Genomic DNA, 13904 nt, shown 5'->3' on the forward strand with positions numbered 1-13904 from the left:
TCTAGGCCGTGCTCAATCCGTGGCGGGCCGCAAATGCACGACGTCACCCGCCGAGACGGCCACCGGGCCGTCGGCCGAATCGATCACCAGCGCACCACCGGCGTCGATTTCGGAGGCCTGCCCGACCACCGCACGCCCACCGGGCAACTCGGCCCGCACCGACTGCCCGAGCGTGGCGCTGTGCTTGCGGTAGATGGCCAGCAGCTCGACGTTGCCACCCGCGCGCCATTCGGCGATCCGCGCGTGCAGACGGTTCAACAGCGCCACGGCCAGCTGCTGCCGATCCGCTTGTGCCGCACCGAGACTCAACAGCGAGACGGCCACCGGGTCGGGCAGTTCGTCCGCGGCGAGCGACACGTTCAGCCCGATGCCCACGACGATGACGGGCGAGCCGCCGGCCGGCGCCGCGACCTCCGCGAGAATCCCGGCGAGCTTGCCGGTGCCCACCAGCACGTCGTTGGGCCACTTGAGCGCGGCCTGCACGCCGGCCACCTCGGCAACGGCCTCGACGACAGCCACGCCGGCGGCCAGTGACAACAGGCCCCAGGTTTCGCTCGGCACGTCGGTGGTGTCCACCCCGATCGACACCAGAATCTGCGACCGCGGCACCGCCGTCCAGGTGCGGCCCTGGCGCCCGCGTCCCTCCGTCTGGTCCTCGGTGAACAGGGCGACGCCCCCGACGTTCTCACCGGACTGTGCCCGCGCCGCGAGATCGGCGTTGGTGGAACCGGTTTGGGCCACCACCTCGACGCGCCAGCCGTCGCCGACGGACGCCTGGATCGCCGCGGCGTCCAGCGGCAGCAGCTCAGCAGTCATTGGTTACCTTCTTCCCGGCGAACCGATCCGCCATCCAGTCGAGCATCTCCTGCGCCGCGGGCGGGTTGTGGCCGCCGCGCGGGTCGAACTCTGTCGTGACCGTGCCCCCGAGCGAACAGGCGCGCCCGATGGCCGCCTTCGTCCACACGGAATCGATGAAGGGGTCCTGACCGCCGTACCAGACGTACAGCGGCGCGGTCAGCCGGCGCTGTGGAATTGCCCACGCCTGCAAGAGATCCTGCAGCCGCTGGGCGGCATCCGGCGAAACCGGCAGGAAGTCACGCGGCCCGAGTTGACCGGCGGCCACGGCACGCTTGTAGGCCGCGCCGGCGCTGCAGTCCGTCAGCACGTTCCAGTAGCGGGACGCACCGCCGTGCCGGTAGTCGTCGCGGTTCAGGTCGGGGTGCAGCCGGGCCAGTGATTCGATCAGCGCCTGCAGCACCGGTCGCTGCTCGCTGGTCAACGTGCCCGTCTGCGATTTCGCCACCAGGCCGCTGATATCGGCGGCGGGCGCCACGGCGACCGCACCGACCAACTTGAGTTCCGGGGCGTAGGGCTCGGCCTGCTCGTCGGCGGCCCAGGCCGCGGCGCCACCCTGCGAGTCGCCGAACGCCGCCCACGTCGCCCCGATGTCGCCGAACACATGCCGGGCCGCGCGGACCGCGTCGATCATGTTGAGACCGGCGGTGCGGGCGTCGGAGTACGGGTGCACACCCTTGACGCCCAGTCCCTGGTAGTCGGCCAGCGCGACGGCGTACCCGAGGTTGATCACCACTTTCGCGATGGGCAACAGGTTCATCAGGGTCGGCGACAGCGACGGCCCGCAGTTGTTGTCGATGCCCAGGGTGCCGTGCCCGAGGGCCACCACGGGCCAGCCGTCCTTGGGCGCCCGGCCCAGCGGGGTGAGCACCGCGCCCGAGACGACGGTCTGCGCGCCGGTGTCACCCGAGGTCGAGCGGTACACCACGTGTGCGGCGCGAATCCCCTGGCCGGTGAAGGTGCTGGTGACCCCCGGCATGGTCGTCGCCGACAGCAGGGTGCCCGGGCCCGAGCCGGCGAGATCGGCCGAACCGATCGGCTCCGGCGCGCCGGACAGCGGAATGAACATGTCCAGGGTCTTGGAGGCCGCGATCAGGGCCAGCGGCCGGAGGTAGGTCGCGGCGGTGAGACCACCGACGACCAGGACGGCCACCACTATCCACGGCAGGGCTTTACGCATCAATGGGGATTATTCACCGGCGGTCGCCCGCCCGGGCTCAGTAGGCGCCAGAACCGCCGATGATGGTGCGGAAGGTCTTGGCCGCGATCAGCAGATCGTTGGTGATCGACCAGTTCTCGACGTACGACAGGTCGAGTCGCACCGAGTCCTCCCACGACAGGTCGGCGCGGCCACTGACCTGCCACAGCCCGGTGATCCCGGGCAGCACCAGCAGCCGGCGGCGCACCTGCTCGTTGTACGTGTCGAACTCGCGGCGCAGCGGCGGGCGCGGCCCGACGACGCTCATGTCGCGGCGCAGCACGTTGAAGAACTGCGGCAGTTCGTCGATGCTGTAGCGCCGCAGGTACTTTCCGACCAGCGTGACCCGTGGGTCGTCGTGGATCTTGAACAGCACGCCGCTGCCGCTCTCGTTGAGGTCGAGGCTGATCAGGTCGTCGACCATGCGGTCGGCGCCCTGCACCATGGTGCGGAACTTCGTCATCTGGAACGGCTTGCCGTCCAAGCCGATTCGCTCGGAACGGTAGAAGACCGGGCCGCGGCTGGTGAGCTTGATGGCGATGGCCGACAGCACCATCAGCGGCGCGGTCACGGTGAGCGCGAACAGCGCGACGAAGACGTCGAAGGCGCGCTTCTGGAGTTTCTTGGTCCCGCTGTACTGCGGACGCTCGACGTGGATCAGCGGCAGACCGGCGACGGGACGCATGGTGAGCCGGGGGCCGGCGACGTCGATGACGCTCGGCGACACCACCATGTCGATGCCGAGCTTGTCGAGCTCCCAGGACAGCTCACGCACGCCTTCGGGGCCGAGGTGATCCGTCGTGGTCAGGGCGACGGCGTCGAAGCCGGCCTGCGAAATGGCGTCGGAGACCTGGGTCTCGTTGCCGAGCACCGGCAGCTCGCCGACCCCGGCGACGTCGAACGTGCCGCCGGCGGGACGACCGGTGAGACAGACGCCGCGGACGGAGTAGCCGTACCACCATTCGCGGTGCAGGGACTGCACCAGGTTGCTGACGGCGCGCGGGTCGCCGACCGCCAGCACCGAGGCGACGCACTTGTTGCGCCGGCGCAGCCGGGCCAGCACGCGGCGGCAGATGGTCCGGCCGACGACGAGGCCGACGAGGCCGAGCGGCAGCGCGACGGCCAAGTAGCCGCGAGCGTATTCAGGGCGGAAGATCATGAGGGCGACGGCGATGATGCCGACGGTGGCCAGGGTCGCGGAGAACACCCGGCGGTACTCCTCGACGCCGGCGCCCACGATGCGCGGCGACCGGGTGCGGTACGCGGCCAGCATCGCCAGCCAGATGACGGCGACGAACGCCGACAGCACCGAGTAGTACGAGAAGACGTGCAGGTACGTCGAAGTGAATTCCAGGGAAGCGTCCGGTGTACCGAGCTTGACGAACTGGGCGCTCGCCAGGGCCAACACGACCACGACCAGATCGAATGCGATGAGGCACCAGCGGTAGCGGGTCTGCCAGGCCCGGTCAGCTAAAGGCGCGACGGCCCGCACGGGACGCGCGGGAGAAGCCTCGGGAACGAAGAGTTCTTCTGCCACGGACACTGACGCCTACTCCCTCCCATTTGCTGGCCGTTCGCCATAGCCCCCGCTCAGCGAACTGCGACTACTATCGCATCGTTTGCTCGAAAATACCACCGATCAGAAAAATAGGCAGGTCAAGTACAGCGTCCCTGCAGCGCGGCCTTAGCGAACCCGGCAAACTGATAGAAGAACGTCAGTTCCCACCCGATCGGCGAGAAGTCGTAGTCCCTGGGCAAAGCCACCGCGACAACCGAACCGTGGTCCGTGGAATAGCACTGCCGGAAGACCAGGCGGGCGCGCGGCAGGTGATACCGCCAGCTGACCACGATGATCCGGTGCCAGGATCGGCCCTCGGAGAGCCGGCGCATCATCATGGCCTCGCCGCGGGTGGTCAGGATCTCCGGCTTGCGGCAGATCACCTCGATGTCCGCCGCCGGCGCGCAGGCGCTCTTCATCTGCGGGTCGCCCGGTAGGTACGGATTGGACAGCACGACGGTGCGCGCCCAGCCCTGGCGAGCCAGGCTCAGCCCGTACTGTTCGCGGCCGTCGTGTTCGCCGGCCAGCACGATGATCGCGTCGGCCCGCTGCAGCGGATCGGACTTGGCGTTGGCGAACAGCACCACCCCGGCCAGCCCGACATCGACGAGCAGGACGATCGTGACCACGCCGATGACGCGACGAACGATTCGGCCGAGGTCACCGCGTGCCATAGTCCGCCAGTTGTTCGGCGCACATCTCGCGGTACTGCTGCCACATGCGGCGACCCAACTCGCGCTGCCCGGCGGCGCTGTAGTGCCGATCGTCGGGACTGTTGTACGAATCACGCGGGCCCGGCACGAAGGTGGTCAGTGGCCACCGGTTCGGGGTGTCGGCGTGGACGGCGTCGATCGCGGCGTAGGGCTTGCCGCTCAGCTCCATCTCCTCGGGCACCATCTGGCCCAGCACGAACGGCAGGCGCTCCCCGTACCGCGCGCGCATGTCGCCGATCAGCGAGTCGAGCTTCTCCTGGTACTGCGCGCCGGAGATCAGTGGCACGTCGGTCTCCCCCTGATGCCAGAGCACGGTGGCGATCTCACTGCCGGGATACCGCGCGAGCGCCGCGTCGATGGCCTTCACGGCCCGGCGGTACAGGTTCACGCGGGTCTTGCGGTCGGCCGGATCCCAGGTGTGCCCGTTCTTCGGGGTGAACGAGGTGTCGCCGCGGGCACCGGGGATCAGCAGCACCGGACGTCCGGTGTCCTCGGCGAGTTGCTTGGCGAAGGTCGGACCGAAACCGACGTATTTGCAAGGTATTTCGTGCAGCAGCGGCTGCGTCGCCAGCACCGCGGTGCCTTTGGACGGCCCGCACATGGCCCACTGGTGCACCAGCGGATGGGGCCGGTCCAAGCCGTCGGGCTCGACGGGGAGCCCCATGCCGAACGCGTTGGACTGCCCCAGGATCGGCAGGATCAGGTATGGCCGCTCGGGCTCGCCGACGGGGGTGCCGCGGGGCGCGATGAGTCGCTTCACGATGCATTTCGCCTCGATCAGCAACTGTTGATGAATCGGGCTGTCGCCGTCGGGATTACGTGGTCCCCTGCGCAGGACAGTCATTGACCGCCTCGCCTCCCCTGAATCGTTCTGCCAGCCACCGCAATTGACCCGGTCCGTCAATATCGGCATGCCCACCGTCCGGCTGGAAATTCCAGACCACCGTACCGCCCAGCGAACATGCGCGGGCGATGGCGGCCTTCGTCCATTCCGGGTCGAGGAAGGTGTCCTTGCCGCCGTAGACCACCGACATGGGAGCCGACAGCGGCTGCTGCGGCAGCGCCCAGTCCTGCAGCAGGCGACGGAGCCGGTCGGCGGCCGCCGCGTCGACGGGCGCCAGGTCGGTCGGTCCGATCGCGTCGATGGCGGTGGCGCGGTAGGCGACGTCGGGCCCCGAGCACGCCGACAGCACCTTCCAGTACCGGGCCGCCGCGCCCCTGCGGTAGTCGTCGCGGTTCAGGTCCGGATGCAGCCGGGCCAGCGACTCGACGATCGCCTGGAACGCCGCTTCCTGATCCTTGGTCATGGTGCCCGCGACGGCTTTGTCGACGATGCCCGCCACGTCGGCCGACGGCACGCTGGCGGCCGCCCCGATCAGGTCGAGTTCGGGCGCGTAGGTGCGCGCCTGTTCGTCTGCGGCCCACGCCGCGCCGCCGCCCTGCGAGCCGCCGAACACGGCCCAGCGGTTGGAGATGTCGCGGAAGGTGTGGCGCAGGGCGCGGACGGAGTCGATGACGTTGCGGCCCGCGGTGCGGCTGTCGGTGTACGGATGGACACCGGGGGCACCCAGCCCCTGGTAGTCGGCGAGGGCCACGGCGAAACCGAGGTTGACGAAGCCCTGCACGAACACCACGTTGCCGAGGAGATTCGCCGACAGCGACGGCGCACAGGGCTGGTCGATGCCGGTGGTGCCGTGGGCCAGCGCGATCACCGGCCAGCCGCCGTCGGGCGCCTGGCCCCGGGGCGTGAACACCGATCCCGACACCACCGTCGGCGCATCGGTGTCACCCGAGGTGGATCGGTAGACCACGCGGGCGGCCTGCAGATCCTTGCCTTCCACCGAGTTGGTCAGCGCCGGCATCGTCATGGCGCTGATCAGGCTGCCCGGGCCCGAGCCGGTGAGGTCGGCAGTGCGGATCGGCACCGGGTCGCCGGCGTCGCCGTGCCGCAGCTTGTCCAGGGCCCAGCTACCGACCTGCCACATCACCGGCAACGACGCCGCGATCAGGAGCACTGCCGCGAGTGCGGCGCCCCACTGGATCGCACGACGCATTCAGGACCACCTGGTGCGGTACCGCTTGGCGAATTTCATGACGGGTTCTTCCACTGCGTAGTACGTGACGGCCGAGACCACGAGTGTCACCGCCAGGACGAGCGCCACGTTGCGCAGCATGCCGGGCACGGTGTCGCCGGCCATCAGGCCCCAGCGTCCCAGCAACAGCATGAGGGGGAAATGCCAGAGGTAGGCCGACAGCGAGACCTTCCCGACGAACCGGAAGGGCGCGGTGTCCAGCAGCTCGGCCAGGCCGGAGCGCTCCCCGCGGAACAGCGGCGCGACGATGACGAGGATGCCCAGCGCGCACAGCACCGCCAGGGCCGACGTCGCGTACGGGTTGGCCAGGGCGATCAGCCCGAGCATGACGATGCCCGCCGGGAACATCGCCAGGAAGCTGTACAGCCGGACGCGCCGGCTGAGCTTCTCGCGAATCGCGTTGTGCTCCATGGCCACGACCAGTACCGCGGCGGCCATGCCGAACGCGAAGGTGTCGGAGTTCGTCAGGAAGGTCTTGGTGTAGACCGCGACCCAGTTGGCGCCCCAGTTGATCTCCGTCGGATCGGTCAGGTGCAGTGCCGAGATCATCCACGGCACGAAGGCCCGGCCGATGAAGCCCAGCGCGATCAGCAGCGCCGGACCGAGGGACACGATGACCCACGGCCGCAGGTTCGATCGCCGGGCGAGGGCGAACAGCAGCATGCCCAGCAGCGGGATCGAAAGGTAGAACGCGTATTCCAGCGTCAGCGACCACGACGGGTTCAGGCCGGTCTGGAAGTACTTCGGGATGTACGACTGCATGAGGGTCAGGTTGGCGATCAGCTGCCACGGGTCGGTGATCATGCCGGTGCCGTCTTCGGTGCGCGTCGGCTGCAGCGACGCGTTCTCGATGTAGACGATCTGCAGCAGGTAGTTGCACAGCAGGAAGATGACCAGGTAGCCGGGCAGGATGCGGGCGATGCGGTGGACGGCGAAGTTTGCGGTGCTGGGCAGTTCGCGCTGCTCGATCAGGTTGCGCACGTAGGGCAGGAACAGCAGGAAACCGCTGAGCGCGTAGAAGAAGATCAGCGACAGCCCGACCAGGTTCGTCTTCCAGTGGTAGGCCGTCTGCGGCGAGTAGTGCCCGGTGACGTGCATGACGGCGACGCCGAGGCACGACAGCCCGCGGGCGCCGTCCAGCCCGATGATGCGGGCCCGGGTCCGGACCGGTGCCGAGGTCGGCGCGTTCACTGTCCTGCTCCCTGCGTGGAATTGAATGACGGACAACTGTTCGGGGCGGGGACGCCGTCGAACCGGTCCTTGATCCAGTCGTAGGACGTCGCCACGTCGATGTCGGCGTGCCCCTTGGTCGGCTGGAACATGATGTCGATGACGTCGCCGAGGCGGCACGCGGCGGCGAGCGCCTTGTTCGTCCAGTCCGGCGGCAGCAGGGTGTCCTGGCCGCCGTACAGCACGAGCATCGGCGCGGACGTCGGCTCCTTGGGCAGGCTCCGCTTGGCCAGCAGGCCCTGCAGCGTCGCTTCCGCCTGCGGGTTCGCGGGCCGCAGGTCGTCGGGCGTGATCTTGTCGATCGCCGCGGTGCGCGCCGCGGCGTCTTCGGTACGGCACGAGGCGAGGACGTCCCAGTGCTCGACGATCTCGCCGCGGCGGTAGTCCGCCAGGTTCAGGGACGGGTTCTCGGTCGCCAGGGAGGCCAGGATGAGCTGCAGGATGGCGCCCTGCTCTTTCGACAGGCTGCCGGCCGCGGCCCCGGCGGCCAGGCCGGTGAGATCGGTGGCCGGCGACAGGCTGACGGTGCCGACGAGGTTCAGCCCGGTGCCGTAGCGGCCGGCGAGTTCGTTTGCGGCCCAGGCAGCTTGGCCGCCCTGGGACACCCCGACCGCCAGCCAGCGGTCCGACGACTGCGGTACCAGCTTGTGCGCCGCGCGCACCGAGTCGATGACGTTGTAGCCCACCGTGGTGGCGTCGGCGTACGGATGGCCGGCGGTGCCCGGGCCGAGGCCCTGATAGTCCGGCAGGCTCACCAGATAGCCGGCCTTGACCAGCGTGGTGATCGGCGCGGACAGCCCCTGCAGCGTCGACGACCCCGACGGTCCGCAGTCGCGTTGCACGCCGGACGTCGCGTGGCCGAAGACGATGATCGGCCAGCCGCCCGGCGGCGGTGTCCCGTTCGGCACGAAGACGGAGCCCGATACCTCGGTGTGTTCGCCGGTGATGCCCGACGTCGACGTGTAGCCGATGCGGGCCGCCAGCGACACGGCCGATTTCAGCCGCAGGTCCAGCGTGGGGAACGTCGACGCCGACACCAGCGCGCCGGGCACCTGGCCGGCGCCCGTGGTGTCGGGTTTGAGGTCGATACCTCCAGCCGTGAGGGGCCCGGCCTTTTTCGGCGCCGGATCACGCTGGCAGGCCGGCGCGGTCAGACACACCGCGGCGAGCAGACCCGCGGCGACCACACGCCGCAGCTGCCGCGAGTTCATCCCGAGGTCCCGGCGGTCGCGTCACCGATCACCCGCTCGAGGTGTCGGCGACTCTGCACCCGGTCGAAGATCAGTGCCCGCGCGATGACCGCGACAACACACAGCGCGAAACCCAGCACTGTCCCGGTCATCACGTAGGACCAGACGGTGCCCACCCGTTCGGCAGGGCTGGCGTCGTCGATGACGACGAGCGTCGCGCTGGTACCGGCGACCAGGGCCAGCCGGTTGCCCACCGCGACCATGTCGTTCACGACCTCGTGCGCGATCTGCGTGGTCTGGTCGGCATCACCGCCGGTGACCGTGACGTTCAACATCGCTGTGGCACTGGGCAATATGACGATCCGGGCCGCGAGCTCCTTGTCGGATTCGATGAGGCCCAGCTTCTGGATGATGGGTGCGGTGATCTGGGAGCTGGTGGCCAGGTTCCGGTAGGTCTCCATCAGGCCGAGCATGCCGGCGTCGCCGTAGTAGGCGTCGAGCGGCGATGCGCTGCCCTCGGTCCGGACGAAAACCGATGCGGTCGACCGGTACTCCGGCTTGGCGTACTCCCAGCCCACCCAGCCCATCAGCGCGCTCGCGATGGTGGTGACGAGCACCAGCACCCAGCTGTTCTTGACGAACAGCACGTAGTCGCGCACCCGCGGCACTCCGGCCGGGGTGATCACGTCGCCCCCACACAGACGTCGGCCACGCGCTCGCCGTCGAACCGCGCCTGCAGCCACGCCAGCGCGTTCTGCATCGTCTGGTCGTTGATCACGCCGGTGTCGCCGACGCCGCGCATCAGCACGATCTGCTGGCCGCGGGCACACGCGGCCGCGGTGGCCGTCAGCACGCCGGCCGCCGGGTTGACGGTGTCGGCCGTACCGAACGCCACCAACACCGGCGGATCGTTCGGGCCCGCAACGGGACTGGGCAGCGCGACGGCACCGAGGCGCCGCTTGAGGTCAGCGGCGGCGGCCGCGTCCTTGGCCTGGAAGTCGTTGGGAGTCAACTGATTCAGCGCCAGCTGGGCGGCCGCGACGTCGCGCGGCGCACAGTCGACCAACAGGTCCCACTGGTCCTTGAGTTTCGCCGAGCGGTGCGCGTCGAGGTCGAAGTCGGGCTGCATGGTTTCCAGGCTCTGCAGCGCCCGGATCTGCAGCCGGTACTGATCGGCGGTCGCCAGCGCGGCGGTGCGGTCCGGGTCGGCGAGCGGCGCCAGATCGGCGATCGGGTTGACCGCCACCGCGCCGACCATGTTCATGCCGGCGCCGTAGGTGCCGTTGCGTTCGGCCGCGGCCCACGCGGCCAGGCCGCCTTCACCGGCGCCCAGCGCACCCCAGTTGGTGCTGGTCGACGGAGCGGCACGATGGATCGCGCGAGCGGCGTCGATGATGCTGTTGCCCAGGCTGTTCGCGTCCAGGATGGAGTGCTGCCGGGCGCTGGAACCGGGGTCGATGCCCAGCCCCTGGTAGTCGGACAGGGCGATGGCGAAGCCGCGCCGCAGATACACCGTCATGCCGGTCGAGTAGCCCCAGAACTGCGGCGCGAGGGTCGGCGCGCACTTCGGCAGCAGCCCGGTGGTGTCGTGCCCGAACGAGATGATGGGCCAGCCGCCCTTGGGCGCGGGGCCCGGGGGCACCGCGATCAGCGCGCTGACCTGGATGGGACGGCCGTCCACGCCGCTGGTGGACCGGTACACGATGCGCGCCGCGGTGGCGCCGGCCTCGTCGAAGCTGCGGTCGCCTTTGACGGGCTTCAGCTCGACAAGGGAACCCGGGCCGTCGTCGGTGAGATCGGGCGGCGGCAACGCCTCGGCCCCCGGGAACATCGGGGTGAGGTCCCGGGTGGGACGCACGTCGTCACCCGGTCGCGGCGGCACCGGGCCCGACTGGCCGCACGCAGCCACGGTGACCAGCACTGCAGCCAGTGCCAGTACCGTGCGCCGCAACTCAACCTGACGCATCACGGCTTCTGGTGCGCCGCCGTCTTGGCCTCGGGCTGCGGTGCAGCCTTGGGGGCGGCCTTCGACGCCGCCTTCTTGCTCTTGTCGCCACCGGACTTGGGGCCGTCGGACCCGCCGATGTGGAGCTTGAACTCGACCGGTTCGTCGGTGGCGACCGAACCGATCAGCACCGCGTTGGCGGACTTCAGGGTCTGCACGGCACGGGTGAGCGCATTGCTCGTGGTGTGCCGGATGCGGCCGACCAGCAGCGCCCCGTCCGACAGCGCGGCGGCGACGGCACCGTCGTTGTACTTGCCCAGCGGCGGCGTGTCCACGACGACGTAGTCGAACTGGCCGGACAGGTCGGCGAACAGGCTCTCGGTGTGGTCGCCGGCCCACAACTCGCCGGGACGCGTGGTGGCGGGGCCCGCGGGCAACACCGCGATCCGGTGCTGACCGACGGAGACCTCGGGGATCAGGCTCTCGGCGACGGTGTTCTCGCCGACCAGCACGGTGCTCAGGCCGCGGTCGGCCGCCCCTTGACGGGCCGCCGGGGTCAGGTCCAGTCGCTGTGCCACCGCCGGGTTGCGCAGGTCACCGTCCACCAGCACCACACTTCGGCCGGTCTCGGCCAGCACGGCGGCCAGATCGATGGCCACCGTCGTCCGCCCGTCGGACGGCGACGGACTGGCCACCGCGATCACCCGAGCGGCTTCATCGCGATTTGCCGGCACGGTGAACCGCAAATTGTTGCGGAGCTCGCGCAGCGCCTCCGGATAGGCACCTTCGGCGGCCAGGTCGACCACCGGCGCATGGCTCCGGGCCGAGTCCGCGGGCAGCGCGCCCATGAGCAGCGAACCACTGGCGTCGGCCACGCGGTCGCGGCCGCGCACGCGGCGGTCGATGATGCCGAGCACGATGGCCGCCAGCAGGCCGAGAACGAGGCCACCGGCCAGTCCCATCCCGATGCGGGTGACCATCGAATAGCCCAGGGGCTTGGTCGGATAGCCGGCCTCGTCCACCACGATGGCGCCCGCGGCGGGGCTGCCGCCACGGCGGGACGTCTCCAGCTCCCCCACCAGGCCGGCGAGCTGATCGGCCACCGCGCTGGCGTAGGTCTGCGCCTGGCCCGGGTCCTTGTCGGTGACCGAGACCTGCAGCAACACGGTCTTCGGCAGCGGGACGGCGGTGACCTTGGACCGCAGTTCGCCCGCCGAGATGGTCGCCTTCAGCTGGTCCACCGCGCGGGCGGCCACCTGCTCGCTCATGGCGAGGGTGGCGTAGGAGTTCACGCGGTCCTGGGAGAACAGGTTGTTCTGGTAGGCCTCGGTGACCGAGGTGCCGTTCTGGGTCGCCACGAAAAGCGTCGCGCTGGACTGGTATTCGCGATCACCGAATTCCCACCACGCCCAGCCCGCGACACCCCCGACAACCGCCAGCGCCACGATCGCCCACCAGTACCGGCCGAATATCCGCAGGTACTCTTTGATCTCCAAGGTCGTGCCCCTTATTTCAGCAATGCGACGGCTCACAGATTAACGGCTGGGAACCGGACCGACCATTCAGACGCGCCACGGGTCCGGGCAACCTGCTTGAGCTTAGCTGGTCGAGCTGAGAACATAGTCGGCATGAACGCCCGTTTGGGTCAACTCGGCAATCTTAAATCATCGGCCGGGATTCTGGCCGGGATCGTGGGCTTGGTCTGGTTGGCGACGTCTTTCGGCCAGCTCACTTTGTTGGGCATTGTCGCTATTGCCGCACTGGTTGTCGGCATCTATGTCGGATTACGGCATCCGCTGTGGTTCTTGTACGGATTGGCGGTCGTCACCGGCGCCCTGCCTTTCGGATATTTCCCGGGTGTTCACGTCCCCTTATATCTGCCGTTCGCATTCGGTGCGGTGGTCGCGTTGTTCGTACATCCGCGACTGGCCCGCCCGATTCATCCGATGGAATGGTCGATCATCGCGCTCGTGATCACCTCGGTCGCGTCGGTCGCGGTAACCGGCGTCGGCATGGGCGACATCATCCAGATCGTCCGGTGGTCGGTCGTGACGCTCGTCGCGATCGCACTGAGCAGCCTGACGTCCGAGCATCTGGAGAAATTCGGCCGCATATTCGTCTACGCGACGTTGTTCAACGCCGTATTCGGCTTGTACATCGTGGCTTTCGACCCCAACCAGACGTCGTTCAAATACCTGCGGGTCTTCGGTTATGCCGCGGAGTACACCGCCACCCGCTTCGCCTTCACCGACGGCGGCATGGCGCGTTCCATGCGCCTCGGCGGCACCTCGGTCGACCCCAACGCCGAAGGCATCGCGCTGGTGGTCTCGATCGCCGTCGCCCTGGTCGTCCTGGCCGGTTGGCAGCGCATCGTGGTGACCGGCATCTTCGCGGTCGCGCTGCTGCTCACGCTGAGTCGGGCCGGCATGTTCACCGTCGTCGCCGGGGCGCTGCTGGTGCTGGCCTTCCACACCATGCGGGCGCGGGACCGTGGGCTGGCCATCGCCGCCATGATCGCCGCCGTTGGCCTCGCGGCCGCGATACCCGAGGTGCGCACCAGATTCGCGCACTCGTTCAGCAGTGACGACGTCGGTTCCACGTCACGAATTGATGCCATCCGCGAATTCCCCGACACCATGGCCGGTTACTGGCTGTTCGGAAAGGGCTGGAACCGGCTCGAATTCCGGGACGGCAACTATGCGTTCGTGCTCAACCACGTGTCGAACGCGCCATTGCTGACGATTTACCGCGGCGGCATCTTCACCGGTCTGGCGTTCTTTGCGATCATGCTGATCGGTTGCGTCATGAGCTACCGCGCCATCCGTTCCAATTCATTTCCGTGGGCGGTGTACGGCGGCATCTTCATCGGATTCTGCGTTGTCGCGCTGCAACTCGATCACCCGGTGGTCGGTATCCCGCCGGCCACGCTCAAATTCTCCATTTTGCTGGCATTCCTGGTGCATATAGACCGAGAACGCCGAGATCAGATACGGCGACACGCCCAAGCAGATTCACAGCAAATGCCCATTGCTGCTGCACACTGAGTGCGCGTTTGCGCCTCGCGACGCACTTCATAGGTGAAGGGCGGTTGCACGATGCCCGGGAAGCGCCCCCGACGATCC

Annotated in this window: 12 protein-coding genes; 1 reads left to right on the forward strand and 11 read right to left on the reverse strand. The window is 68.8% G+C overall.

Features of this window, described 5'->3' with window-relative positions; translation table 11 throughout:
• Positions 1 to 12: 12 nt before the first annotated feature.
• The 11 genes from VXD91_RS28800 to VXD91_RS28850 form a co-directional block, all read right to left on the reverse strand.
• Entirely contained in the window at positions 13 to 816 is an 804-nt protein-coding gene (locus VXD91_RS28800; RefSeq protein ID WP_346416988.1) for a biotin--[acetyl-CoA-carboxylase] ligase, read from the reverse strand.
• A complete protein-coding gene (locus VXD91_RS28805) occupies positions 806 to 2035 on the reverse strand; it encodes a lipase family protein (protein ID WP_346416989.1) in 1230 nt (409 codons plus the stop codon). The genes VXD91_RS28800 and VXD91_RS28805 overlap by 11 nt, the downstream gene beginning before the upstream one ends.
• A gap of 37 nt (positions 2036 to 2072) precedes the next feature.
• Entirely contained in the window at positions 2073 to 3596 is a 1524-nt protein-coding gene (locus VXD91_RS28810; RefSeq protein WP_346416990.1) for a sugar transferase, read from the reverse strand.
• Positions 3597 to 3709: 113 nt separating this feature from the next.
• Complete coding sequence (locus VXD91_RS28815) at positions 3710 to 4285, reverse strand: YdcF family protein (RefSeq protein ID WP_346416991.1); 576 nt, start codon at positions 4283 to 4285, stop codon at positions 3710 to 3712.
• Positions 4272 to 5168, reverse strand: a complete 897-nt coding sequence (locus tag VXD91_RS28820; protein ID WP_212806608.1) for a sialate O-acetylesterase — start codon at positions 5166 to 5168, stop codon at positions 4272 to 4274. Before VXD91_RS28820 ends, VXD91_RS28815 begins: the two co-directional genes overlap by 14 nt.
• Positions 5140 to 6378, reverse strand: coding sequence for a lipase family protein (locus VXD91_RS28825; protein ID WP_212806609.1), 1239 nt, complete (start codon positions 6376 to 6378; stop codon positions 5140 to 5142). Before VXD91_RS28825 ends, VXD91_RS28820 begins: the two co-directional genes overlap by 29 nt.
• Positions 6379 to 7608, reverse strand: coding sequence for an acyltransferase (locus VXD91_RS28830; protein WP_212806610.1), 1230 nt, complete (start codon positions 7606 to 7608; stop codon positions 6379 to 6381). It lies immediately after the preceding gene.
• On the reverse strand, positions 7605 to 8858 hold the full coding sequence (locus tag VXD91_RS28835; RefSeq protein WP_346416992.1) for an alpha/beta fold hydrolase: 1254 nt from the start codon (positions 8856 to 8858) through the stop codon (positions 7605 to 7607). Before VXD91_RS28835 ends, VXD91_RS28830 begins: the two co-directional genes overlap by 4 nt.
• A complete protein-coding gene (locus tag VXD91_RS28840) occupies positions 8855 to 9523 on the reverse strand; it encodes a hypothetical protein (protein WP_212806612.1) in 669 nt (222 codons plus the stop codon). The genes VXD91_RS28835 and VXD91_RS28840 overlap by 4 nt, the downstream gene beginning before the upstream one ends.
• Positions 9520 to 10803 carry a lipase family protein gene (locus VXD91_RS28845; RefSeq protein WP_212806613.1) on the reverse strand — a complete coding sequence of 428 codons (1284 nt, stop codon included), beginning with the start codon at positions 10801 to 10803 and terminating at the stop codon, positions 9520 to 9522. The genes VXD91_RS28840 and VXD91_RS28845 overlap by 4 nt, the downstream gene beginning before the upstream one ends.
• Positions 10803 to 12278: an AAA family ATPase gene (locus VXD91_RS28850; protein WP_346416993.1), complete on the reverse strand. Its 1476-nt coding sequence runs from the start codon at positions 12276 to 12278 to the stop codon at positions 10803 to 10805. Before VXD91_RS28850 ends, VXD91_RS28845 begins: the two co-directional genes overlap by 1 nt.
• 132 nt (positions 12279 to 12410) lie before the next feature.
• On the opposite strand from VXD91_RS28850, the gene VXD91_RS28855 reads away from it, so the two are divergent.
• Positions 12411 to 13826, forward strand: coding sequence for an O-antigen ligase family protein (locus VXD91_RS28855; RefSeq protein WP_346416994.1), 1416 nt, complete (start codon positions 12411 to 12413; stop codon positions 13824 to 13826).
• Positions 13827 to 13904 lie beyond the last annotated feature (78 nt).

The organism is Mycobacterium sp. SM3041 (assembly GCF_039668335.1).
Taxonomy (GTDB): domain Bacteria; phylum Actinomycetota; class Actinomycetes; order Mycobacteriales; family Mycobacteriaceae; genus Mycobacterium.